At 56.8% G+C, this 24,942-nt stretch carries 23 protein-coding genes; 11 read left to right on the top strand and 12 right to left on the bottom strand.

Features of this window, described 5'->3' with window-relative positions; translation table 11 throughout:
• The first annotated feature begins 14 nt into the window (after positions 1-14).
• From RDA78_RS21940 to RDA78_RS21965, 6 genes are all read left to right on the top strand, one after another.
• Positions 15-2,036, top strand: a complete 2,022-nt coding sequence (locus RDA78_RS21940) for an ABC transporter ATP-binding protein (RefSeq protein WP_434051901.1) — start codon at positions 15-17, stop codon at positions 2,034-2,036.
• 108 nt (positions 2,037-2,144) lie between these two features.
• Positions 2,145-3,152, top strand: coding sequence for a helix-turn-helix domain-containing protein (locus RDA78_RS21945; protein WP_434051902.1), 1,008 nt, complete (start codon positions 2,145-2,147; stop codon positions 3,150-3,152).
• A 551-nt stretch (positions 3,153-3,703) separates the two neighbouring features.
• Positions 3,704-5,332 (top strand): ABC transporter substrate-binding protein, encoded by a 1,629-nt coding sequence (locus RDA78_RS21950; protein WP_434051903.1) that lies wholly within the window; start codon positions 3,704-3,706, stop codon positions 5,330-5,332.
• Between the two features lie 74 nt (positions 5,333-5,406).
• Positions 5,407-6,357, top strand: coding sequence for an ABC transporter permease (locus tag RDA78_RS21955; RefSeq protein WP_434051904.1), 951 nt, complete (start codon positions 5,407-5,409; stop codon positions 6,355-6,357).
• The gene (locus RDA78_RS21960) at positions 6,354-7,292 is read left to right on the top strand and encodes an ABC transporter permease (protein WP_434051905.1); all 939 of its coding nucleotides are present in this window, start codon (positions 6,354-6,356) and stop codon (positions 7,290-7,292) included. Before RDA78_RS21955 ends, RDA78_RS21960 begins: the two co-directional genes overlap by 4 nt.
• A gap of 3 nt (positions 7,293-7,295) precedes the next feature.
• On the top strand, positions 7,296-8,975 hold the full coding sequence (locus RDA78_RS21965) for an ABC transporter ATP-binding protein (RefSeq protein WP_434051906.1): 1,680 nt from the start codon (positions 7,296-7,298) through the stop codon (positions 8,973-8,975).
• Here the strand turns inward: RDA78_RS21965 and RDA78_RS21970 are convergent.
• Together RDA78_RS21970 and RDA78_RS21975 are read right to left on the bottom strand one after the other, a co-directional pair.
• Complete coding sequence (locus tag RDA78_RS21970; RefSeq protein WP_434051907.1) at positions 8,907-10,331, bottom strand: amidase; 1,425 nt, start codon at positions 10,329-10,331, stop codon at positions 8,907-8,909. The genes RDA78_RS21965 and RDA78_RS21970 overlap by 69 nt on opposite strands.
• A 25-nt stretch (positions 10,332-10,356) precedes the next feature.
• Complete coding sequence (locus RDA78_RS21975) at positions 10,357-11,565, bottom strand: amidohydrolase family protein (RefSeq protein WP_434051908.1); 1,209 nt, start codon at positions 11,563-11,565, stop codon at positions 10,357-10,359.
• A 66-nt stretch (positions 11,566-11,631) separates the two neighbouring features.
• Between RDA78_RS21975 and RDA78_RS21980 the strand changes: the two genes are divergently transcribed.
• The 3 genes from RDA78_RS21980 to RDA78_RS21990 all read left to right on the top strand — a co-directional run bounded on the left by RDA78_RS21980 (position 11,632) and on the right by RDA78_RS21990 (position 14,048).
• Positions 11,632-12,525 (top strand): LysR family transcriptional regulator, encoded by an 894-nt coding sequence (locus RDA78_RS21980; protein WP_434051909.1) that lies wholly within the window; start codon positions 11,632-11,634, stop codon positions 12,523-12,525.
• A gap of 134 nt (positions 12,526-12,659) precedes the next feature.
• Positions 12,660-13,058: a cupin domain-containing protein gene (locus RDA78_RS21985; RefSeq protein ID WP_434051910.1), complete on the top strand. Its 399-nt coding sequence runs from the start codon at positions 12,660-12,662 to the stop codon at positions 13,056-13,058.
• A gap of 3 nt (positions 13,059-13,061) precedes the next feature.
• On the top strand, positions 13,062-14,048 hold the full coding sequence (locus RDA78_RS21990) for an aminopeptidase (protein WP_434051911.1): 987 nt from the start codon (positions 13,062-13,064) through the stop codon (positions 14,046-14,048).
• Between the two features lie 154 nt (positions 14,049-14,202).
• Here the strand turns inward: RDA78_RS21990 and RDA78_RS21995 are convergent, their stop codons facing one another.
• From RDA78_RS21995 to RDA78_RS22020, 6 genes are read right to left on the bottom strand one after another with little or no spacing between them, the layout of a single operon-like run.
• Positions 14,203-14,637: a hypothetical protein gene (locus tag RDA78_RS21995; protein WP_434051912.1), complete on the bottom strand. Its 435-nt coding sequence runs from the start codon at positions 14,635-14,637 to the stop codon at positions 14,203-14,205.
• Positions 14,634-15,266, bottom strand: a complete 633-nt coding sequence (locus RDA78_RS22000) for an ABC transporter ATP-binding protein (protein WP_434051913.1) — start codon at positions 15,264-15,266, stop codon at positions 14,634-14,636. Before RDA78_RS22000 ends, RDA78_RS21995 begins: the two co-directional genes overlap by 4 nt.
• Positions 15,263-16,009: an ABC transporter permease gene (locus RDA78_RS22005; RefSeq protein ID WP_434051914.1), complete on the bottom strand. Its 747-nt coding sequence runs from the start codon at positions 16,007-16,009 to the stop codon at positions 15,263-15,265. The genes RDA78_RS22000 and RDA78_RS22005 overlap by 4 nt, the downstream gene beginning before the upstream one ends.
• Before the next feature lie 6 nt (positions 16,010-16,015).
• Positions 16,016-17,059 carry an ABC transporter substrate-binding protein gene (locus RDA78_RS22010; RefSeq protein WP_434051915.1) on the bottom strand — a complete coding sequence of 348 codons (1,044 nt, stop codon included), beginning with the start codon at positions 17,057-17,059 and terminating at the stop codon, positions 16,016-16,018.
• A 37-nt stretch (positions 17,060-17,096) separates the two neighbouring features.
• Complete coding sequence (locus tag RDA78_RS22015; RefSeq protein ID WP_434051916.1) at positions 17,097-18,107, bottom strand: PQQ-dependent catabolism-associated beta-propeller protein; 1,011 nt, start codon at positions 18,105-18,107, stop codon at positions 17,097-17,099.
• A gap of 21 nt (positions 18,108-18,128) precedes the next feature.
• Positions 18,129-19,337 carry an ABC transporter substrate-binding protein gene (locus tag RDA78_RS22020; protein ID WP_434051917.1) on the bottom strand — a complete coding sequence of 403 codons (1,209 nt, stop codon included), beginning with the start codon at positions 19,335-19,337 and terminating at the stop codon, positions 18,129-18,131.
• A 108-nt stretch (positions 19,338-19,445) separates the two neighbouring features.
• Between RDA78_RS22020 and RDA78_RS22025 the strand changes: the two genes are divergently transcribed.
• Positions 19,446-19,946 carry a DUF3280 domain-containing protein gene (locus RDA78_RS22025; protein ID WP_434051918.1) on the top strand — a complete coding sequence of 167 codons (501 nt, stop codon included), beginning with the start codon at positions 19,446-19,448 and terminating at the stop codon, positions 19,944-19,946.
• Between the two features lie 161 nt (positions 19,947-20,107).
• Positions 20,108-20,761: a glycerol-3-phosphate 1-O-acyltransferase PlsY gene (gene plsY, locus RDA78_RS22030; RefSeq protein WP_434051919.1), complete on the top strand. Its 654-nt coding sequence runs from the start codon at positions 20,108-20,110 to the stop codon at positions 20,759-20,761.
• Positions 20,762-20,818: 57 nt separating this feature from the next.
• Here the strand turns inward: plsY and RDA78_RS22035 are convergent, their stop codons facing one another.
• From RDA78_RS22035 to xoxF5, 4 genes are all read right to left on the bottom strand, one after another.
• Positions 20,819-21,400, bottom strand: a complete 582-nt coding sequence (locus tag RDA78_RS22035) for a PQQ-dependent catabolism-associated CXXCW motif protein (RefSeq protein ID WP_434051920.1) — start codon at positions 21,398-21,400, stop codon at positions 20,819-20,821.
• A 1-nt stretch (position 21,401) separates the two neighbouring features.
• Positions 21,402-22,223 (bottom strand): substrate-binding domain-containing protein, encoded by an 822-nt coding sequence (locus RDA78_RS22040; protein ID WP_434056191.1) that lies wholly within the window; start codon positions 22,221-22,223, stop codon positions 21,402-21,404.
• Between the two features lie 94 nt (positions 22,224-22,317).
• Positions 22,318-22,848, bottom strand: a complete 531-nt coding sequence (locus tag RDA78_RS22045) for a c-type cytochrome, methanol metabolism-related (protein ID WP_434051921.1) — start codon at positions 22,846-22,848, stop codon at positions 22,318-22,320.
• A 294-nt stretch (positions 22,849-23,142) separates the two neighbouring features.
• Entirely contained in the window at positions 23,143-24,942 is a 1,800-nt protein-coding gene (gene xoxF5, locus RDA78_RS22050) for a lanthanide-dependent methanol dehydrogenase XoxF5 (RefSeq protein ID WP_434051922.1), read from the bottom strand.

The raw sequence follows: 24,942 nt of genomic DNA on the forward strand, positions 1-24,942 counted from the left end.
TCAGGAGAGTGAGGATGAGCCCCCTACTCGAAGTGGAAGACCTGTCCGTCACGCTGAAGCTTGCGGAAGGCGATCTGACAGCCGTTTCCAACATTTCGCTTTCCATTGAGAGAGGTGAAACACTCGGGATCGTGGGAGAATCCGGTTCCGGCAAGTCGATCTCGTCGCTCGCCGTCATGGATCTCCTGCCCAAGGGTACCATCCGCGAGGCATCAAAGATGCAGTTCGGCGAAACGGACCTGCTCTCCGCGACCCCGGCACAAATGGCGGCCTTGCGGGGCAACAGGATCGCGATGATTTTTCAGGAGCCGATGACCTCACTCAATCCGGTCTACACGATCGGGCGGCAGATGACCGAACTCCTGATGCTGCACAAGGGTGTCTCGCGGTCGGACGCGCGAGACCGCGCGGTAGAGCTCCTGGAGAAGGTCGGGATCACCGCTGCGCGCAGCCGTTTGTCCCAGTATCCGCACCAGCTCTCCGGCGGTCTCAGGCAACGCGTGATGATCGCGATGATGCTGATGTGCGAGCCGGAACTGATTATCGCGGACGAGCCGACGACTGCTCTGGACGTTACGATCCAGGCACAGATCCTGACACTGCTGCGCGAACTGCAGCGTGAAATGAACATGGCGATGATCATCATCACGCATGATCTCGGCGTTGTCGCCCGTGTGTCCGACAAGGTCGCGGTCATGTATGCGGGACAGATCGTCGAAACCGGCAAGGTCGACGAAGTCTTCGGCGCGCCGCTTCATCCTTACACGCAAGGCCTCCTTGAAAGCATCCCGATCCCCGGTGAGATCAATCCCGGTGAGGAACTGGGATCCATTCCCGGGCTCGTGCCATCGCTCAAGACCAATTTCAGAGGATGCCGATTTGCAAACCGTTGCAACAGGGCTTTTGCGGACTGTCATTCAACGCTCGTCACGCTGAATGAAACAGCGCCCGGACGCCAAAGCAGATGCCTTCTGTCGGAGGAAACGGCCATCCGGGCATTTCAGGCCGAACGGGACAAAACGGGCTCCGCACCATCTGGATATGGCACAGACGTCGACATGTCAGGCACGCCTGTGCTCTCGGCGAAGAACGCGGAATGTGTGTTCCGGATCAAGCCCAACATGTTTTCGCAACCGAAACTGCTGCGCGCCGTCGACGGTATTTCTCTCGACCTTCACCGGGGAGAAGTCGTTGCGGTCGTGGGGGAAAGTGGGTGCGGGAAATCGACACTTGCCCGCATGCTGCTCGGCCTTCGCAGCCCGTCTTCCGGCAGCGTCACGCTCAACGGCGAGGACATTTCGGGCCTTTCGAATGTTGAAAAGTCCCGGCGTGTCCAATCGATCTTTCAAGATCCTTACTCCTCGCTCAACCCGCGTAGAACGATCGGCGAGATCATTCGCAGGCCGCTGCAACTGCATGGCTCGGAAACGCCGGCCGAACAGCAGAAAACAGTCGAAGCGATCATGGAACGGGTCGGCATTCCACGCCGGCTCTATCACAACTATCCCAACCAGTTGTCAGGCGGTCAGCGGCAGCGCGTGGCGATTGCCCGTGCACTGGTGCTCAAGCCCGAGATCGTCGTCTGCGACGAACCGACTTCGGCCCTCGATGTCTCGGTCCAGGCACAAATCCTGAACCTGCTTCTGGAATTGCGGGAGCAGATGCAGCTCACTTATCTGCTGATCACGCACGACATGGCCGTCGTGGAACACATCGCGACGCGCGTGGTGGTGATGTATCTGGGACGGGTGGTCGAAATCGCGGATGCGCGCACCCTCTTCGACAACCCCAGGCATCCATACACGAAGGCGCTGCTTGGATCCGTGCTGACACCCGAACCCGACGCGGATGTGCCTGATATTGAACTCGGCACCTCCTATCCGAACCCGATCGACCCGCCAAGCGGATGCACGTTCCACCCCAGGTGTCCGATCGCCACCGATCTGTGCAAACGATCCGCGCCCGAACTGCGTCACGTCGGCGGAACGGAGACCGCCTGCCACAATGTTGCCGCCGAGGTGATTGCAGCGGAATAACCGCAAGTTTGGTGGGTCGATGTGCATGCCGGACATGTCGACCGGACAGAAAGGAAAAACGGCCTCTGAGTTTTGTTTTCTTGAACCTTGTGACCAGGGAGATCCAAGATGCACGGCTATCTGAGCGATGCGGAACACGCGACGTGCTTTCATGACCTGTTGAGTACTGCAACAGAGACTGCTTTCGAACCGTACGAATCCTTCTACGGCGACACCGCAAGGATTGCTCAATTGAGTCCGGGCAGTTTTGCAGGGAAAGTTCTTTCAGCCGATGTCGGAAGGTTTTGCGTTCGTTTGGAACGCTGCAATCAGGTGGTCGAAAAAGAAGTGTCTTGTGGCTCGGACATGCTGGTTTTCAATGTCTGCGCCGACAAGAACCGTCCGCGGCTGTCCTACAACGGTATGACTGATGAAACAGACTGGGTGTTGGTGCAACCACCCAACGCAAAGAGCGTTTTGATTTCACCGGCTTCGAGCATCCAACTGACAGTTGAAGTCAGCTACCAGTTTCTGTTGCAGCAACTGGATTCGATGCCCGAGATTTGTGACTGGATCAAGCGCCTGAAAAAGAATGGCGAATTTCTGAGATCCAACCTGGTTGCCAATCGTTTGAGGGACATCGGAAGACTTGCTCTGGAATGTTCGCAGCGAGAGCCTTGGCTTGAGAAACTGCATTTGGTCGAGAGCAACCTTGTCTTGGGTCTTGTGACCGGCCTGACACTTTCATGGTTGCCGCACAAGGACTTTGAAACCTATCGGAGACCAAGCGCGCTCAGCCACTTTCAATCCGCAAGGCGCCTGCTTTTACAGCGTCATGATGCGCTCACTGGTACAGATCCGCGCAAAGTTGCAGATCTGGGATCCAGACGCACGATCGAAAAAGCGTTCTCTGAACTCATCGATATGGGGCCGGTCATGTATGCGCGCATCCTGAGACTGAACCGGGCGCGCAGGAAGATCCAAGATGGAGCCTATTTCGACAGAAGCATAGGTGACATTGCGGCCGAAGAAGGCTTTTGGGACTGGAGCAGGTTCACCAGTTACTATCGCAAACAGTTTGGCGAATTGCCGTCCGAAACGCGAAGCAGTCAAGAACGCATGAAAGCCTGTGCCTAGGTGATGGACCCATAAATGAGACTAAAATGGCATGCGAAATGGCCAAATCCCGTTAGGAAGGGTGTGCGGAGCGGGCTTCCTGCCCGGTCAAGCACGCTGACGCCACGGGGTGACGCCATTTCCATGTCCTTCGGATTTGACCGGCTTGCTCCTCCTCGGCGTTGCGAAAGGCTTGAAAATGAGGGACATTTCCTGCGCTTCCGCGCCTTGACGAGAAGCAAGCCGCCTCAAACCATTTCAGTCTCATTTATGGGTCCGTCACCTAGGGCGCGGCCGAATGAATGGTCGTGCAGCTTTGTCAGTTGCCACCGTGAAATTCCGTTTGTTGTCTTTCGGGATACCCAGCATATGGCACACCGAAAACTGCTTACCTGATGTGCAGCGACGTGGTTATGGGCGTGGACTCAACAAGAGTCCGATGTCTAAACTTTGGGCACTTCTTTTCTTTTTAGCTTGACTGAATAATCCGTCGGAAATTTTAATTTTTTTAATCCGAGTTTCTGCGTTTTGCTGGGAGCAGTACCTCAGGCAGTCTCACGGAGATCAAGCAAATGGAAAACGAATACAAGAATACCAACCGCCTTGACCTGACGCAGGCTGACGAGGCGACTGTCAGGGAAATGATCAAGCGGGGTGCTTCCAGGAGAGAGTTCCTGGCATGGATGATTGCGGCCGGTGCAACGACAGCGGCAGCAGGCTCGATCTTCGCATCCACCAAACAGGCAATCGCGGCAACTCCGAAGAAGGGTGGCAGGCTGGTTATGGCGATCGAGGCTCATAGCCCCGGCGACACTCTTGATCCCGCCGCCTTCAAGTCAAATATCGATTACTTCCGCGGCCGGATGTTCTACGGGTCTCTGGTTCGGCTTCAGGACGATCTGAGTTACAAGCCCGAACTCGCAGAAGAGGTTTCAACGAACGAAAATGCGACCGAGTGGACGTTCAAACTCCGTAAGGGCGTGGAGTTTCACAACGGCAAGACGATGACCGCCGATGACGTGCTCTATTCCATGAACAGGCATGTCGGTACCGACTCCGCGTCCACCGGCGCGACGCTGTTCAGCATGGTGGACCGTTGGGAGAAGGTGAACGACTACGAAGTGCGCGCAATCCTGAATTCGCCGAATGCAGACTTTGCGATCGCGCTCGGTACTTTCCAGTTCAAGATCATACCGGACGGCTGGACCGACTTCGCAAACCCGGTTGGTACCGGCCCTTACACCGTGAAGGAGTTCAAGCCCGGCGTCCGTTGTATCGGTGCGCGCTTCGACAACTACTGGGAAGACGGAGGATACCTGGACGAGCTTGAGCATTTTGCAATCCCCGACCCTGTTGCCCGTCTCAACGCGCTCCTTTCAGGCGAGATCGACGCGATGGCAAACGTCGACCCGAGGACGATCGGAAAAATCGAGTCAACGGACGGTGTCGGTATCTGGGCGCTGCAATCGGGTGCTTTCATGGGGATCGCGGCGCGTCGTGACCTGCCCGTTTCCAACAATACCGATCTCATTCGGACGATTCAGTATCTCATGGACCGCGAACGGATCGTGAAGGGTGTCCTGAAAGGACAGGGCACGCTCGGCAACGACCAGCCGATCGGCCCGGCCTACCCCGATCACTGCGCGGACATTCCGCAACGAATGCTGGACCCCGACAAGGCGAAGTACCACTTCGACAAGTCCGGCGTCGGAAACACGGCCGTTCCGATTGTCGTGGCCGATGTCACGCCAGGCGCCGTAGATCAGGCTCTCTTCCTTCAGCGCGAAGCGCAGAAAATCGGCCTGAACATAGACGTGCAAAAAGTTTCGACCGACGGGTACTGGAGTTCGGTCTGGAAAGTCGCACCGTTCTGTGCCACCCAGTGGAACATGCGTCCCACCGCAAACATCATGATGTCCGTTGCCTTCGCCTCGACGGCCAAGTGGAACGAGTCCTACTGGAAGAACGAGCAATTCGACAAACTTCTGGTAGATGTTCTGGCGGTCACCGATCCGGCGCAGCGCAAACAGATGTATTGCGACATGCAGACACTCATTCACGAGACGGGTGGCAGCATTTTCCCGGCGCACACAAACTACATCGACGGTGCCGCCGATCACGTGAAGGGCCGGACGCATGTGCCACTGAACAATTTCGGCGGTTGTGAAAGCCCACCGTTCCTGTGGCGGGACGACGCCTAGGAGACATCGAATGCAACTTGGACAAGCGGCCTTCGACGAAACACTGACCTGGTTCACCCCAAAGGCCGCCTCCCATGTTGTATCTGATTTTTAAGAGGCTTGTGATCGGCACCATCACGATCTGTGCGGTGTCGATCATCATTTTTCTCGGGACCAAAGTGTTGCCCGGCGACGCGGCTCAGATCCGCCTTGGCCAGGAGGCAACTCCGGAAAACCTTGCTGCATTACGCGCCAGACTGGGGCTCGACCTGCCATTGTGGGAACAGTACCTGAACTGGCTTTTCGCCTTTTTGCAGGGCGACCTCGGAAACTCGCTCGCCGGAGATGCGCCGGTCAGCGAGTTGATAGCCGACCGCTACAAGAATACGCTTTTCGTCAGCCTGCTGACGGCCATGATCGGCGTACCCATTTCCCTCGCCTTCGGCATTCTTGCCGCCATGTTTCCCGGAAGCCTCTACGATCGGCTGCTGACACTCGTGACAGTCAGCCTTGTTGCAGCACCGGAGTTTTTCACCGCGACACTCCTGGTTCTGATCTTCGTCTTCTGGCTCGGCGTGGGAAATTCGGTCGTTATCGGCAGTATCGAAGGACTGGGTTTCTGGGAACTGATCAAACATTTCGCGCTTCCGATCGGGGTCATGTGCCTGATTATTGCGTCACAACTCGTCCGGATGACCCGGGCGGCCGTCTTGAATGTCATGAGTTCACCCTACATCGAAATGGCCATCTTGAAGGGTTTGTCCCGGCAAAGGATCATCCTGAGACACGCCTTGCCGAACGCTGTCGGCCCGATCGTGAACCTGGTGGCGCTGAACCTTGCCTACTTGGTCACCGGTGTGATCGTCGTTGAGATTTTCTTCGCCTATTCGGGACTTGCGACCCTGATCGTGCAGGGTGTGCAAACGCGTGACTTCGTGGTGGTCCAGGCCGTTGGAATGATTTTCTGCTCGGCTTACGTCTGTCTGATGCTGATCGCCGACATCGCCGCGATCGCGTCAAATCCTCGGCTGAGGTACTCAAAGTGACCCAAAAAGACGAAAACACCTACATGGATACGCACTTCGTTGCCCAGGAGGACGACGAAGCACCGTTTTCCGAATTGCAGGACAGTCCTCCACGCAGAAAATTCCGTCTGACGTTCAGCGGATGGGTCGGAGCAACGGTGGTGACGTTCTGGCTGCTGGTTGCGATCTTTGGACCGTGGCTTGCGCCCTACGGCGAAAACGATCTCCCGTTTCCCGACGATTACAGCGAATTCCAGCACCCAAAGGCCGGAGCACCGCTTGGAACCGATTTCAGTGACCGCGACATTCTCAGCCGGCTGATGTACGGCGCAAGCCGAACCATCGGCATCTCTATCGCGGCAACCTTGCTCGCCTATTTTGTCGGCGTCATCCTCGGGGTCGGAGCAGCTGTGGCCGGCCCCAAAACCGACATGGTGCTCAGTCGCATCAACGACGCCTTTCTGAGCCTGCCGACGATCATGCTCGGGCTCGTGGTGGTCGCTGCGGTCGGGTCATCCATTCCAATCCTCATCGTCACCGCAGGTCTTGTCTATGCCACGGTCGTCTATCGCCTCGCGCGCGCGCTCGGTGTCGAAATCATGGTTATGGATTTTGTCGAGGCTGCCAAGTTGCGCGGAGAGAATACCTGGTGGCTGGTTGTGCGGGAAATTTGGCCCAATGCCGCGATGCCGCTTATCTCCGATTTCGGCCTGCGCCTGATTTACGTGATCCTGTTTGTTTCCAGCCTCAGTTTCCTCGGGCTTGGCGTGCAGCCTCCGCGCGCAGACTGGGGGTCGATGGTGCGCGAGAACCTTGGTGCGTTCCAATCATATGAGGGATCCCTGTTTCCGGTCGTCGCACCTGCGGTTGCGATTGCGACGCTGACGATCGGGATCAACCTCATAGTAGACGACATATCAGCCTTCGCGGGCGGCAAACTCTCCGGGCGTATCTAGACCATGTCGACCGAAATTGTTTTCGAAGCACAGAAACTTCGTGTTAGCGCGCCGCAATCAGACGGAAGCGAACTGGAAATCGTCAAGGGCGTGGATTTTCAGGTCCCGAAGGGCAAGGTTGTTGCGCTCATCGGAGAATCCGGGTCCGGGAAGACGACGATCTCCCTGTCTTCGCTCGGCTACTGCAAGCCTGGCTTGAAGTTTTCAGGCGGCCAGGCGCGTCTGCTCGGAGACGACCTTTGCCAAAAATCCACCAGTGAATTGCGCCCGTTGAGAGGACGGAAGGTCGCGTACCTCGCGCAAAGTGCTGCTGCGACGTTCAATCCGTCCATCAAGATCAATGAGCAGGTTGTCGAAGCTTCGGTGACGCGCAACCTGATGTCCCGAAAAGAGGCCGACGCAAGAGCCCTGGAACTCTACAAATCGCTCGACCTGCCAAATCCGGAGACGATCGGAGACCGCTATCCGCACCAGGTTTCAGGAGGTCAACTGCAGCGGCTGATGGCGGCAATGGCGCTTTGCGGCAAGCCGGATCTGCTCGTTCTGGACGAGCCGACAACCGCACTCGATGTCACAACCCAGATTGAAGTTCTCAAGGCGTTCAAGAAGGTTATTCACGAAGAAGGCGCCGCTGCAATCTATGTCAGTCATGACCTCGCTGTCGTTGCGCAGATCGCAGACTATATCGTGGTTCTTTACGGTGGAGAGGTGATGGAAAGAGGCCCGGCCGAAGCCATCATCAACAACCCCAAGCATAGCTACACAAGGCGGCTTATGGCGGCCGCAAACCCCTGGAATGCAGATGCCGCCGCAGAAGACACTCAACGTGCGAACGAGAAAAAAGAAGACGTTGCCACCATGCTCGATGTCTCTGCCGGATATGGCAAGACCTGGAACGGCAAGCCTGCCGTCAACGTTCTGGACAACATCAACTTCACGGTTCCAAAGCGGTCGACTGTCGGGGTCATCGGTGAATCGGGAAGCGGGAAATCGACACTGGCGCGGGTCTATGCCGGCCTGCTTCCACCCTCGGAAGGATCTCTTCTCCTCAATGGCCGCGAAATCGAACCGTCCTATCGGCGGCGTTCCATCGACCAGTTGAGAAGAGTCCAGTTTGTTTATCAGATGGCAGACACCGCGCTCAATCCGCGGCAACGGGTCGGCGACATTATTGGCCGGCCTCTGGAGTTCTATCTCGGCCTCAAGGGCAAGAAAAAACGATCGCGCGTGAACGAACTGCTGCAGCTGGTTGATCTGACCCCGGAGTTCGCAAGCCGGTATCCAGACGCTCTCTCGGGTGGCCAGAAACAACGTGTGAACCTGGCTCGCTCGCTGGCAGCGGATCCGGAAATCATTCTGTGCGACGAAGTCACTTCGGCACTGGATACGATTGTCGGCGGAAATGTCATCGCGCTGCTCAAGCGACTTCAGCGGGAAATCGGTGTTTCCATTGTTTTCATCAGTCATGACCTGTCTACCGTCGCCTCTCTGGCCAGCGACGTCGTGGTCATGAATAAAGGGCAGATTGTTGAAAATGGTCCGACCCGGCAAATTTTGAAACGACCGCAACACCCCTACACGAAATTGCTGATCAGTTCGGTACCGGAAATGCGGCTAGGATGGCTGGAGGAAACGGTTTCCGCGAGATTGAAGCAAGCAGCGCCACATGTTCCCGAGGGCTGAGGGTTGCAGTACGCCCAGGGCGCTCTCGATGCACGCGCCGACTTCAAACATCTTTCGATCCTCAAAACGCTTGACGACGACCTGCACCCCGGCAGGCAGACCGGCACGCGTCAATCCGCAAGGCACGGACAATCCGGCAAGGTCGAGATAATTCACAAACCGGGCGTAAGGTGTTGCCGGAGCGGTCAAGTCGACCTCGGCAACCGGTATCGCAGCTTCAGCGCATGTTGGGGTCACGAGTGCATCAAATCCGTCGATTGCAAGGCGCATTTCCGCAACGGCATCATTGCGGCGGTTCAACAGGACCGAGTATTGAGAGGCGGATACTACCTTGCCATCGAGGATACGCTCGCGAATGAAGGGCTGCATTTTACTATCAAGCCTCTCCGCCAATTGCCCAAAGGTGGTGTAGATTTCAGCGCTGACGAGGCTGACCGTATCGGTGAGATAGGCGCTGAACGGACGCGGCGGCCGAAACTCTGATAGTGTTGCTCCGGACGACTTCAGTGCATCCAGCGACGTTTCGTAGAGCCGCAAGATGTCGCTGTTCACGTTCTGAAGGAACCGAGACGGAAGAAAACCGATACGCACTCCTTCGAGGCTGTGAACCGTCGCGCCTCTTCGTTTGACGTCCGCACTTTTTTCCTCCCTGGCACCGGTTTTTTCCACGCTCACAAGTTCGTCAAACAACAAGGACGCATCGCCAATCGTGTTGGCGAAAAATCCGACGACATCCAGGCTTGGACTGAGTGGAACCATACCTTTCCTGTCTATCAGTCCGAACGAGGGCTTTACGCCGACACAGCCGCAAAAGGATGCCGGCACCCGCGCAGAGCCACCTGTATCCGACCCGAGCGCGAAAGGTACAAGTCCTGCGCTGACAGCGACCGCAGATCCGCTGCTGGAACCTCCCGCAACCCGGTGCGTGTCCATGTCATATGGGTTCCAGGGAGAACTGAACAACTTGTTCACTCCCCAGGCGCCGTAGGCGAATTCGTCCGTGTGCGTTTTGCCGATCACGATCATGCCGGCATCGGTCAGTTTCCGGACCGCTGCGGCGGTTCCCAAGTCCGGCGGTATCGAATGGCTCCGGGTCCCTGCCCGCGTTTCGTGTCCCCTGACGTGGAACAGATCCTTCACCGCGACCGGAATTCCGTGCAAGGGACCGACATCCACACCCTTTGAGCGCAGTGCGTCGGCGGCTTTCGCGGCATCACGAGCTTCATTTTCAAAGACAGAAACAAAGGCGCCGAGCTTTCCGTCCAACTCGGCGATTTTTGCCAGACATTCCTCCGTGATTTCAGCGGAAGAAATCTCTTTGCGTGCCAGTTTTTCAGCTGTGTTGCTCAGCGACAAGGAAGACCTCTCAAGCCGGTTCGGATTACTTCAGACCCTCGAGGATCGTTGTCTCAAACATGCCCCGCACCACGATGTTACGATCTTCGACCATGACTTTGCCACGCGCGACGACGGTGTCGACATTCCAGTTTTCGTCAAAAAATACCAGATCGGCATCCATTCCCACGTCAACACGTCCCTTGTTCTTAAGGTGGTATGCGGTTGCCACGTTGCTTGTGACAAGGGTCAGCGCCTCTTCCGGCTTGAGGCGATCCTGCTCGATCAACTGCCGCCAAACCATATGCAGGCTTCCGACGTGTCCATAGTTGGCGCGGGTTGGCACGGCTTCACCCTTCTCCTCCTTGGGAGGCGCCCCGTTGCCGTCTGAACTTATGAGGATCTTTTGCAGCGGAACCCCTGCCTCTATGAGCTGTGTCACGGCTTCGGCAGGTTGGGTCGAGCGTGCATAGTGATTGTCCGGGCGGTAATTTGCACCAACATCCACCCAACCGCCTCGATTGCCCCATGTGATTGCGTCCGCCATGTAGCCATCGGTCTGGTTGACGTGAGAGGGAACCATCTGCTCGATCGGCATGTGGCTTTTGTCGAGCATCTCAAAAAGCGGTTTCAGGCATTGCTCGAAATAGGGCGGCACCTGCAGGCACAATATCCCGCCCTTCCCTGCAAGACGCCCCACCAGCAAGGCCTGTACCAGGGTTTCGGCGATATACTGCGCGCCCGGTCCCAGACTGTCATATCCGTAGCCTAGCTCGGAAATCGAAATTTCCCCGACACCGATAATGGAATCGATAAAGGCAATATCGTCGCACAGATCCCCGGTGAGCGTCGGAACCGGATGCCTCAATGTCGCGCCCGTCAGTGCAAACGCCGAGATACCGTCGCCGATGAACCCTTTCGTTTTGCCGAGAAGCCCACGCATGTCCTTGGTCGACTGATCATACCCAAGCATGCCGATGACGGTCGTCGTGCCAACCCGGGTCAACTGACTTGTCTGAAGCTCAGGCACGCGGGAGCGGAACCCCAGGCCGCCGCCGCCGCCCAGGACATGAACATGGTTGTCTATGAATCCGGGACAGACCGCGCGGCCGCGGGCATCAATCTCTTTTGTGTTCGGCAAAGCAGACGACCCACCTGGAGCCGAAACCTGAACAACTTGTTCGCCGACCACGAGTATGTCGGCAAGGCCGCGGTATTCGGGTGCGTAAAGAGTAGCATTCTTGATCAGCATCATGGGAGCACTACAGTCAATCGGCATTAATTTGTAAAATTAAAGTTTTCGAGCTATTATGAAGCAATCATGATATATCCAACGATCCGGCACCTGCGTGCCTTCGAAAGTGTTTCACGGCTTGGAAGTTTCGCGCATGCCGCGGACGAATTGTGTATTTCGCCTTCTGCGCTCAGCCAGAACATCAGTCAGCTTGAGGACATACTTTCCACCAGACTGATTGACCGCACGACACGTCATATGCAGCTCACGATGATCGGTGAGCAACTTTATCCGCGTATTCAGAGATGGCTGCAGGAAATGGAAACGACCTTCCAGGAAGTGTCGAGCCAGGGTCAGCTTAGCAAGGGGCGCGTAAAGATCGCGAGCCTTGCCTCCATCGCAATCAACATCCTGCCGTCGGCCATCCTTGGCTTCAAGGAAAAGTACCCTGATATACAGGTGGCTATCCGCGATGGCACGGGATCAAGCGTGGAACATCTTGTCCTTGATCACGATGCGGATTTCGGAATCGCAGGGGGCCCCGTGCGAAGTCCGGAATTGAGTTTCGAACCATTGTTCAAGGAAGAATATTGCCTTTTGTGTCCAAGGGGCCATCCCTTGGCCTCCAGCTCCAAACCTGTCTGCTGGAAAGATCTTTTCGAGTACAACTACATTTCCCTGAGTTCTGAAACCAATATCGGGCAGCAGTTGAGATCCTCGAGCACGATATCGGACCTTATACCCACCCCTGTGCACGAGGTCTCGCAGTTGGGAACACTGTGGGGCCTCGTCGAGAAGCAGTTTGGCGTTTCCGCATTGCCCAGGTCTGCCTGTCCTGTGAATTCTGCAATTGTCTGCGTTCCTCTCGTCAAGCCGGAGTTGAAGCGCGAAGTCGGCATCCTGACCGTGAGGGGGAGATCCCTGTCGCCGGCGGCCGAAGTGTTTCGTTCAACACTGATTGAATCGATCGCGCCGGACTAATCCTGCGCCAAATTCAGAAAAACTGAACAACCCATTCGATAATATTGATACACTTGAGAACTGCGTTCGGCTTAGTTTTGGGTGGCCTGTCAGAAATCTGACATCACGACATTTCAAACAGACACGACTTGAAAATGAAACTTGCCGATCTGCTTGTGGATCCTGATCAATTGTATCCGTTTTCACCTCCAAAACATGCGAATACCTTGAATCACCGATTGTGGCCAAGGCACGAGAACCCTTCGGATATCGAGGTCATTCATGGCTTTCTCGGTCACGGAGGCGGCGCTGACCCGCATTTCCACTCGGTGTCCGATCAGATGGTCTACATGCTGTCCGGTGAGCTGAAAATCATTGGCAACGAAGACAGTGTTATAATGCAGGCTGGTCAGTTCATATTCATTCCCAAAGGCTTGGAGCACCGTGTTGAAGTGCTTTCGCAAGATGGAGCAAACATCATCGTCATGTACATGCCGCGATTGAGCGTGTCTGATATTTTGCCGGCAAAAAACCTACAGGCCGCGGAGTCATAGAAGATGGCAGACAACACGAAACTGTTGCCGGAGGAAGCCGCGAACAAGATTGCGGGGGAACTCATGGCGATCCGGGCAGACGAACTGGTTGCCATCATGTGTGACGAAGACAGTCCCTCGGAAATGGTATCAGCGCTGCAGAGCGAGATGCGGAACATAGGCGCCGAATATGCCGTTTTGCTGCAACCTTCGCGGTCGGCTGCGAACAAGAACCAGATGAACCCCATGATAGAACGCGCCCTCGAGCGAGCCGATGTCCTGATTGGCCTGACCAAGTCCAGCGGCGCACCTGTCTATGCGGCAAAGGTGAAGGAATTGCTGGCGGCGAAACGCCTCAGGGTGATGTCTCTGGCCATGCGTGACCTGGATACGCTCACCGCCGGTGGGGCAACGGCCGACTATGCTTCCATACAGCGATCCGGCGACACGCTGGCAGAGATCTGGCGGAACAGCAGGGAGATGCGCATCACATCCGAAGCAGGAACCGATATACGCGCGCCCATCGCTTTCGACGATGTGATCATCGAGTGCGGCTACGTGCATGAAGCCGGGTATATGGCAGGACTGCCTGACGGGGAAGTCTCCTCTCGTCCCGTCGAGGGACAGGCCCATGGCGTATTTGTTGTCGATGGGCCTGCGGCGATCGTTGGAAAACCGGAGGTTCCAATCAAGATCCGTGTCGAAATGGGAAAGGTCGTCGAGATCACGGGAGATTGTCCGCAGGCCCAAGAACTCAGGGAAATAGTCTCAACGGTTCCGCAGGCCGACAACATTGCGGAATTTGGCATCGGTCTCAATCCTGCGTCCCGTCCGGACGGGATTTTTCAGGAAGTGAAGAAACGGCAGGGCCAGGTTCACATCGCGATCGGGGATAATGTTTATTATGGCGGCACGGTCAGATGCAACGTGCACATCGACCTCGTTTTGCTGAACCCGACTGTCTTCCTGGACAATCGTATGGTCGTCGAGAGAGGAAACGTCCTGTTCTGACCGCCGTCCTTTTACGCTGAGTTCATCATTACCTACCTGGTAACTGTTTGCAAAGATCCCGGTCCGTTGGAAGCACAGCTTCTGTTTCCGGATCTTCGCAAACAGCCTAACATGAACACGGCATTTGCGTGGTCTGATGCACTGTCGACAAGCGCTACTGGATCGTGATTTCAACCCTTTGATTTTCGCCTGTCGAGCCGGGCTGACGCAGGAAGTACCGGCCGGGCTTAATGGCCAGGAATTCGATTTCCATGGTTCCCTCGTCATCGAACTCGACACTTTCAAGTCCGAACGGCCGGACTTCGAGACCGTTGATCACGACCTCGTTGACCCAGATCGCGCGGAAGAAACCGGGCCCTTCCAGAGCCAGCTCAGCGCTTCCATCCGAAACGATTTCCATTTCGTACATCGTACCCGATTTCAGGATGAGCGGTGCGTCCGCAATCGGCTTTCCGGATGACAGAATGAGTTCCGGCAATTCCTCCCGGTTCGATTTGTCGAGAATTCCGGCGAAACCGAAATCGTGCGCGATGGCAGCAGGTGCCGCCAGCATGCAGAGTGCAACAGACAGTCCGAACAGTTTCTTCATGACGCTTTCTCCCTTTGATAATCAAGCAGATTTCCGTTCCGCATGACGGTCGCCGGTGTACCGGCGAGTATCAGCGTGCGGTCGGCCAACTGGTCCGCTTCCTCTCCGCTGTGGGTGACGAACAACGTTGACGGCGCGTGTTCCATGATCAGCTCGCGGGTCAAGGTGATCATTGTTGATGCGGTGGCTCTGTCGAGCGAGGCGAACGGTTCGTCCAGGATCAGAAGCTCCGGACGTCCGGCAAAGGCGCGCGCCAGCGACAAACGGCGCTGCTGCCCAAGAGACATTTGCCGCGGAAACCGAGCCGCCTTGTCGCCAAGTCCGACTTTTTTCAGCATGTTGAGAGCAGCGGCGCGTTGCAGCTCGGGATGAACGATCAGGATATTGTCGATTGCCGTCCGCCAGGAAAGAAGCGTCGGTTCCTGAAAAACAAACGCCATCCGATCAGGCCGGCGGACTGTCCCCTCGAAGCCCGGATCCAGGCCGGCGACGAGGCGCAGCAATGTCGATTTGCCAATTCCGGACTTTCCGAGAATGGCCATACATTCGCCCTGGGACACTTCGAAGGACACATCTTTCAAAATTGGGTTCGCGCCGAAGTTCTTGGTCTTTATGTCGACGGTGATCATGCCTGCCTCCAGGCTCTCACCCTGGCTTCTGTGGGCTGCACCAGAAGCCATTCGACAGCGAGCATGAAGACAATGAAGCTGAGCGAATAAACCAGAACCATCGCCACATCGAACAACTGGAAATACAGATGGATCCGAAACCCGATCCCGTTGGATCGGCCAAGGAATTCAACAACGAGAACCACTTTCCAGATAACCGCCAGCCCGGAGCGGGCAGAACCTGCGATGTAAGGTGCGAGCTGAGGCAGAACGAAGTGACGCAATACCGCCACCCGCCGCACCCGGTAGACCCGGGCCATGTCCTTCAGATCCGGATCGAGTGCCCGCGCCCCTTCGCGAAGAACAGTCGCAACCCCGGGTATTTTGTTGAGCGCAACCGCCGCGACGGCTGCGACGTCGGTCAGACCGATCCAGAGGTAACACAACACGATCAGGACAAGGGCCGGCAGGTTCAGGAAGACGACAAGCCAGGGGTCGAGCCAACGATCGATCTGCGGATAAGTTCCCATGATCAGTCCCAGGCACGTGCCCGCCGTCATGGCGATGCAGAAAGCAGCGATCACCCGCAGGATCGTTGCGCCCATGTGTTCGAACAACTCGCCCGTTGCCGCCTCGTGATAGAGCGGCGCAATCAGGTCGGCCGGAGACGGAAGAACCGTTGGATCGTTGCCGATCTTCGCCAGCAAACCCCAGGCCGTCAGGAAGACGGCCAGGGACACAAGTCGGATGATCGAGACCGGCACCTTGAACTACTCGAGGTCTACGAAAAGCCCGGCAGGAAGTTCGCTCGTGGTCCCAACGAGCTTTTCTCCTCCGAGGCGCGCCATAAGCAGGAAGAATGTTGCGGCGCTGTCTTCGCTGACATTTCCCGGTGCCGGTATGCCGGCACGGAAATCGCGGCGCAGGCTTTCAAACTGCGCGTCTGTTTTTGCATTCATGCGCGGCCGCAGCGGTTCCCAGGCCGCGTCATCCCTGGCGAGCAGATCCTTGGCCCTTCGGGACGCGGTGTAGAACGCGGCCGCGACCGATGGGTTCTCTTCGATATAGCTTTCCTTCAGCACGTATCCCAACAGCGGGATGTCAGGATCCAATCCGAGCGAAGTCGCGGCTGTTTCGACCGAAATCAATTCCCGCATACCGGAAGCTTTCATCTTGGCGAGGAAATGCCAGAAATTGATCGCGCCCGCCGTTTCACCCTGCAAAGCGGTCTTGAAAATGAGTGGCGGCGCGCCGAAAACCTGCTCGGTTTCCTCCGCAAGATCGAAGCCGTATTCATTTTGAGCGTAGGCCTGCAGGATCAGCCAGCTCTTGTCGACGGGTCCGCCCGCTATGCCGATCTTTTGTCCCTTGAGATCCGCTAGAGTGCGCGCGGTGCTGTCTTCCGGCACGACAAGTCCGCCCACGGCCTTGGAATAAGGGATGAAAACATAGTCCTTGCCCGCGGCGCGCTGACGGGCAACCCAGATCCAGTCGGCAACGGCGACATCCGCCTCGCCGCCCTCTAGTGCGACACGCGTCGCGCCATTGTCCGCAAATGGCCGGACAAGCAGCTCAAAACCCAATTCGGTGTCGAAGCTGTTGCGTTTGATCGTATCCAGTTCCCAGTTGACCGTACCGATCTTGAGAACGGCCGCGCGGAGCACCGGCCGATCCGAGGCAATCGCTGCACCTGCGAGTGTGACGCAGACCGCACAGGCGACGAAGGCAAGGACAAGATTTACAAGGAACGGCGCAAACGCGTGCCCGCTGTTCCGTGATCGGCGTGTGTCGGCAACCGTTTGTATTCGTAGCATTGTGTCCTCCCCGTATCGGCCTGCCTGACCTGTCCGGTCAATCGGGCGCAACCACTACGCCCCATGGCTGCTGCCCGACCTGAATGGACTTCACCGCCTCCTGTTTGGCGACGTCGATGACGGTAATGTCGTTGGAATTGCCGTTCGTGGTCAGCAGGTATTTTTCATCGGGGGTGAATGCGAGTTGCCAGACCCGCTGTCCGACAAGCACGTAGCGAACAACCTCGTTGGTGCCGGTGTCGATGACAGCCACCCGGTTCGCAGGTCCCAGTGCCACAAACAGCCATTTGTTGTCCGACGTGATCCTCATGCCGACCGGCTGAAGCCATTCCGGCTGAACGCCCGAGACCTCAAAACCGATCTTCCCGGTGAGTTCCGGACCGGTTTCGCCAAGCATGTCTATGACGGAAACCGTGCCTCCAATTTCCGAGCTGACGTAAAGTGTTCTGCCGTCACTGGTAAAGCGCGCGTAACGCGGGCGCTGATCCACCAGGATGTTGTGCTTGATCTTGTAGTCTTCGGTGGCAATGAAATGGGCCATGTTCGTCGTTTCCGACGTGTTGACCACAAAGCGGACATCCGGGCTGATCGCCATACCTTCCGGTTCGACGCCAACCGGCACCTCCGCCACGATCGTCTTCATCTCCGTGTCAACCACCGTTACGAGATTGTCGTCCTCGTTGGACACGTAGAGTTTGCTCCCGTCCGGGCTGATCACGAAGAGTTCGGGATCCGGTCCCGACGGCAGGGACCACAAGAATGCGTATGTGTGTGCATCGAATACCTTGATCGTGTCATCGTCGGATGCGCAGACGTAAAGGTGTTCTCCGTCCGGACTGATGCCGATACCTCTTGGCCGGTTGCCGGCCGGAAACTCGGCAATCTGCTCCCAGGTCTCGCTGTCGATGACGGTGACCGTGTTTCCCTTTTCGTTGCTGACATAGATCTTGTTGGCAAATGCGGGAAAAACCGAAAACACCGGTTGCGCAAAAAGGAACAAAGCGGCGATCAGGCCGTACCGCGCGACCCTTGGCGGGATCATACTCATCGTTTCATTCCTCCATTGGCATCAGTTGCCGAAGGCCGAACAGCCGCTTTCCGCTTCGTCGATCCCCAGGCTGTCCAGGGGAGACCGGTGGTGCAGAAAGCCTTCCTGCGGCGATACACTGACGGTGATCTTGCTGTCTGTCAGAAGCACGGGTTGGCGAAGCTGGCCGTTCCAGGCGCGAAACGTTACCTTCTGGCCTTTGAACGCTGCCAGTTCGAACGCGTCGCTGAGGATGTATTCCCGAAGAACGGTGGCGTCGTCACTTGAAGACCGGGCAACAGCTTCTCCGATGACCCGAAAAGCGACCCAGACATTGTAGTCTTCCGGCCGTACGTACCTGCCGTTCTGTTTTTCGAACCGTCTCTGGAACTGCGTCGCGCCCCAGGCCTCATGCGCGGCATGGAAGCTCACGGGCCGCAGACCTCCCGATCCGGCGACCGGGCGCGGCGTCCAGGCATGGAACGGCAGATAAAGTGCAAAGACGTCGCTTTCGTCGGCGGTCACAACGACGCTGTGTTCCTTGGTTTCCTGCGTGAAGACCGGGATCTGGCGTTGCACGAGCACATGTCCGCTGTCGGACCGGCGCGAGCCTCCGGTATCCTCGAAGACGCGTTCCTCAACGATTTCAGCGCCGAACTTCGTTGCTGAACGCCGATAGGCCTCCGCAAGCCGTTGATCATCCGGATTTGACCCTGAAATCAAGAGCCAGCGGTTCCATCTTTTCCAGACAAGAAACTGGGCGAGAGCGTCGGCGAGCATGGCCCGGCTCGGTGCTACATGAAGCAGGTTGGGGCGGCAGCTTTCGCTCCGCAGTTCGATTTCCGGAGCTCCGGCGTTAAGGACAAGTGCATCAGGACCGGCCGCGTCCGCCACGCTCAGGACGTCGCCTCCCCGGCCCAGAACGACGATGATCCTGAACCCGTCTTCAACCAGACCCGCCGCGTGCGCTTGCAGTTGCTCCGGTGACGTGGCCACTGTTTCAAAGGTAAAACTGTGCCCTAGAAACGAACCGGTCGTCTCGTTGTCCTGATTTCCGAGCAGGGCTCCGGCAAAGCCGAGATTGTCGGGTTTTCTGTCAAATCGGGAAACGGGTACGAGGACCGGGTAGTCGACGCGAAGCACAGCGACGTTGATGTCCAGTGCCCAGGCCGAACTGTTACTTCCAGGATTGAAAAGACCGGCCGCGAAACCGAGGCAGCAAGCGGCGACTACAATCAATGAGCGTGTCATGAACATGTCCGATCCGTGCGATGACAAATTTTGCCAAAGATAGTCTCGGAGCAAAATCGATACTTTAGGATCGATTGTCGTGCACTGTTAACGCCGTAAGGTGCCATGATGAAACAGTTCATTGCAGCCTTGGCGTGTATGATATCGGTGTCCGCAGCATCCGCCGGGGACCTGCGGCCAGACGCAAAGGTCGCGTTCCTGGGGCTCGGGTTCGTGGATCTGTCCACCGAAGGTGCCTATAACGGGGCGCGCGCGGACGAAACTGCGAGACTGGCGTTGATCGAACGGCTGGTCGAACAGTCTTTTCTGGAAAAAGGACTGTTGCTTGTCGATCTTGCGCCGATTGAAGACAAGCTTGCCAACATTGCCAATCCTGGCCAGTGTTACGGCTGCGATGTCCGGTTTGGCCGGGCTCTCGATGCCGACTATGTCGTGGTTGGAGCCGTCCACAAGATCTCGAACCTGATAATCTCGATGAACCTCTTCGTGCGCGATGTCCGCACAGGTGAAACCCTGCGCGCCAAAGCCGTCGACGTCAGATCGAACACCGATCGCTCATGGCAACGCGGCATGACCTACATTCTGAAGAATGGGGTTTTTCAGGACTAGGCGTGCTTGTCTTGGGCGCATAAACGGCAATGGTTTGCTGAATGCAATCCGTGTTGAAATCGGATATCACTCCAGTCGGTAGTCCAAACAACGAAGAGTCCGGTTCACACTCCAGAAACAGAACAAACCGGGCATACCTTCACGCCCTGGGATTAAACAAAATGTTGATGGTGGTGGACTGTTGCCTTGCAGTATTGGTTGGCTACTTGTTGGGATCCATTCCGACTGGATATCTGGCGGGTCGGCTCAAGGAGAACATCGACATTAGAGAACACGGTTCGCGATCGACAGGGGCGACAAACGTGCTGCGCACGCTCGGTCCTTCGGCCGCAATCATCGTTCTCTGCGTTGATTTTCTTAAAGGATTTGCGGCGGTACTTATCGCTGACCGGATGAGCCCACTGTTGCTTTCCATATGGGAAAGTGCCCAACCAACTGCAACAGACGCAAATGTTTTAATTGCACTGGCAGGCTCTGCTGCCCTGCTTGGCCACAGCCGCTCAATCTGGCTCAAGTTCAGTGGAGGAAAATCCGCTGCGACAGGGCTCGGCGTTTTATGCGCGATGTCCATACCTATTGGATTGGGTACAGCTTTCGCTTTCGTCATCACACTATTTGCTTTCAGGATTGTCTCCTTGAGTTCACTGGTCGCAGCTTTAGCCGCCGTCGTACTTGTCAATGCGTTCGCAGAACCGCTTCCTTTCCGTATCTTGGTCGTGCTTGGTGCCACTTACGTCTTTGTACTTCATCGCATGAATATTCACCGAATGCTCAACGGACTTGAGCCGAGAATTGGAAGGCGCACCTTCGAATAAGTGTCAGATTTCTGCGACCAAAACCAAATGTCGCGAACGTGTCAAAACCACACAGGCTCAGTCGGCGTATGCCTCCGGTTTAACCCGTTCCAACTGGTAGCCTGCCGCACGCCAGCCATCGGTGCCATCCGGAAACCAATGGATGTCCGTGTAGCCGAATTCAATCGCCCGCTTTGCCGCGTTCCAGGACATCCAGCAGTCCGCGCGGCAAAAAATCACCACCGGATCAGATGTCTCGCCAGCTGTGACCTTCTCCAGTCCCTTCCTGAAATAGTCCGCGTCAATTTCCGGGATGGACTGATAACCGACATTCGGCAACCAGATGCTGCCGGGGATGCTGTCTCTGGGCTTGTCGCGCCAAACGGTTCCTTCAGGGAGCTTGTCAGGCTTGGGCAACCGAGGCAACACGTCGATGAAATGCGCCGACCGGGTCTCCCAGATCCGGTGTGCCGTCTCCGTCGTCAAAACCGTAGCGCCAGCCAATGTGTCCGGCACCGGCGCCCGGTAGGGTTTGCCGCGATACTCCTCCGGTTCCGGAACGCCCTGCGCCGAGAGCGGGGTCACGAGCAGCGTCAGGACAAATGCGGTCACGTAAACCGGCGCATCGGCCATCTGTCTTCGAACATTCGTGGAAACCATGTCATTGCTCCTTCAGGGTTTCCGTGCCCATGTCATCGAGGAGCGGTACGCCGGCGTCCAGAAGAATGGAGTTGATTTCACTCCGGTTTCTGCGGATGAGCGAGTTGAGTTTACGTTGCCAGACCTTCTCACCCGGCCTGACGCCCATCGTAATGCGGAAAAACAGCCGCGGCGGGTGATCTTCCTGCAAGAGTGGTGTGACCTGAAACTCCTTGAATTCCGTCTTTACAAGAGGCCCGCCGATAGGCCCCCAAAGAACAGCTGCATCAATATCGCCTGCCCGCAAGTCCTTCAGCATGTCGATAGCGGGCGACTCGACCCGCCGGTCGACAAACAGGGCATAGGGTTTTGCCTTCGCGATCAGACCGTTCCGCACGAGATGTGACGCCGGCGGCGAGCCTGCCACGATACCCAGCCGCTTTCCTTTCAGGGCAGTGTCGGAAAGCGTATTGACGCCTGAAAGACTGCCCTGTCTCGGTACAATCAGCGAATAGGCTGATGTCATGTAGTGGTTCGTGTTCAGAACCAGTTCATGCCCTTGCGCGTAGCCGATGATCACGTCGCAACGGTTTGCTCTTAGCGTATTGCGCACGAAACCGGTGGCCATAGGGAACCAGGTATAGGCGACGGGGCGCTCGAGCTTTTCGGCAAACAGTTCCGCCAGTCGGTTTTCGTAGCCGGACAGGGTGTCGTCCGACAAGGGAAGGTTCGCGGGATCGGCGCACACGCGGAACTCGGACCTGGACACGAGATCCGACGTTTGCGCAACGGCACGGCTCACGTCACCGGGAAACAAGCCTGTGGCCGCAGCAAACAGGGCCATCAGCAAAGCGGGTGCAAGCCATGCTGTCCGCCGCCTGGCACCAGGATGGCCGGCCATGTTGTGCCGCTCACGGTTGCCTTCCCACCATTGCCTGCTAACCGAGGCAGGCATTTTCCTGCTCACGGATATCATCTGACTTTGCTTCCTTTTTACTCGGACGGCCGCGTGCAACCACGTCTGTGCCCCGTGCTTTCAGGTAGACATAGATGTCGTCCAGATAGCACATCACATTCGGATTGGTGCCGAACGCGGGCATGACCGAATTTGCGGAGGCATTCACTTTTTTCCGTCCGTTCGTGACCACATCGACAAAGTCATAGTAGTCCATCTCTATGGCGGACACCTTCAGGGCCGGCGCGTAGGTCGACCCCTCGCCTTCGGGTCCGTGGCAGACATGGCACTCGGAGTGATAGCGGCGAAAACCCGAATAAGTCAGCCAGTCGACGGTTCCGTCTTCCTGGATCTTGTAAGTCGGGATGTCGTCGTCCGTGAAGTACCGGCCACCCTCTTCATAGGCGACGGCAACCAGGGCTTCGTCGAAGGTTTCCTCTCCGGTCGCGACAGCTGCCGTCGTCAAGAAAAAGATCGCGGCTGCCGAAATGCTGGCAAGACTGTTTGAGCGCATCAATTGTCCTTTGGGTCCGTCTCGCCGGTTACATTTTGGTTCGGCCAGGGTACAGCCATTTTGCCGTCCTTTGGGTTTGGCCGACTTGGCCATCTGCCACGTCGCGAAAGGCTTGAAAATGAACCACATGTCCAGCGCTTTCGCTTCCCGCAGTTGGTCAAAGTGATCCAAACCAAATCGACTTCATTTATTTATGAGTCCGTACCCTGGAGACCGTGTTCCGGCTTCGGTTCACTTGAATTCGGCGAAGACCGGCGCGGAACGCCGCGCCGGTCATTTTCTCAGGGATGCCGTTCAATTCGGAAGGGCGAAGACCGTGAGCTGACCGCCGAGGGCTGTATAGTCGCTCAATGCCGCATAACCGCCGACAGCGCCCAGTCCTTCGTTCGGGTTGGTCAGTCCGGCTGCAAGCCCGATGCCTGCCCAGCCACCGATGCCGGACAACACGGCAACGTACTGCTTGCCGTTATGCGTATAGGTCATGACGTTGCCGATGATGCCGGACGGTGTCTTGAACTTGTAAAGCTCTTCGCCGGTCTTTGCATCGACAGCCTTCAGATAACCTTCGAGCGTGCCGTAGAAGACAATGTCTCCGGACGTCGCCAAGGCGCCGGACCATACCGAGAACTGCTCAGGAATGGACCAGACGATCTCGCCCTTTTCATTGTCCCACGCAATGAAGTTGCCCATGCCGCCGTGGCTGTCGCCTGCCGGATACATGGACAGTGTTGCGCCGACATAGGGTTGCCCAGCCGTGTAGCTGACGCGGAACGGCTCGTAATCCATGCAGACATGGTTTGTTGGCACATAGAACAGGCCCGTTTCGGGTGAGAACGAGGCCGGTTGCTGGTCCTTCGATCCAAGCGCAGCCGGACAAACGCCTGTGGTGTTGACATCCTCGCCGTTTTGTCTGGTCGAGTATTGCGAAACCACCTGCGGCCGGCCGTATTGGTCGGAGTTCGGATCCATCACCACTTCCGTCGCCCAGTTGACCTTGGGATCGAATTTTTCGGCAACCAGAAGCTCGCCGGTCACGCGGTCGAGCGTGTAACCGAAACCGTTCCTGTCGAAGTGGGTCAGCAGCTTGCGTGTTTCGCCACCGAATTCCTGCTCGGTCAGGATCATCTCGTTGACGCCGTCGTAGTCCCATTCGTCATGCGGCGTCATCTGGTAAAACCAGCGTGCAACGCCGGTGTCGACATCGCGGGCCATGATCGTCATGGACCAGCGGTTGTCACCGGGACGCTGGGCCGGGTTCCAGGTCGAGGGGTTGCCGGTCCCGTAGTACATCAGGTTTTCTTCGGGATCATAGGAATACCATCCCCAGGTGGTTCCGCCTCCGATCTTCCACTGATCACCTTCCCAGGTATTGAGACCTGAGTCCTTGCCAACCGGTTTCCCCAGATGCGTGGTCTTTTCGGGATCCACCAGAATGTCGCTGTCGGGACCCATGGAATAAGCCCGCCAGGCGAGAGAACCGTCCTTGGTGTTGTAGGCTGTCACGGATCCGCGAACGCCGAATTCACCGCCGGAAATCCCGACAAGAACCTTGTCCTTCACGGGCATCACGGTGGCGGTGTTGGTTTCGCCGACTGCCGGATCACCGTTGACGACGCTCCAGACCTCCTCACCAGTCTTGGAGTCGAGTGCGACCAGTTTCGTGTCGGCCTGGTGAAGGAAGATCTTTCCGTCAGCATAGGCAACGCCGCGATAGACCGTGTCACAGCACATCACCGCTATGACGTCGGCATTCTGCTTCGGCTCATACTTCCAGATGATCTTGCCGTCATTGTCGAGGTCGAGCGCATAAACCGTGTTCGGGAAGGGTGTATGCACATACATGACGTTGTCGATGACAAGCGGAGACCCTTCATGGCCGCGCAGCACGCCGGTGGAAAAGGTCCAGGCAACCTGGAGATCCTTGACGTTGTCCTTGTTGATCTGATCAAGTTTGGAAAACCGCTGGTTTTTGTAATCACCGGTTTGAATGACCCACTGGTTCGGATCGTCCATCATTTTTTGCAGATTTGCATCCGCGTAGGCTGTTCCGGCTCCCAAGGCCAGGACAGCTGCGGAAATGAGTATGTGTCTCAT

Source organism: Roseibium sp., assembly GCF_051016195.1.
In the GTDB taxonomy this organism is placed as follows: Bacteria; Pseudomonadota; Alphaproteobacteria; order Rhizobiales; family Stappiaceae; genus Roseibium.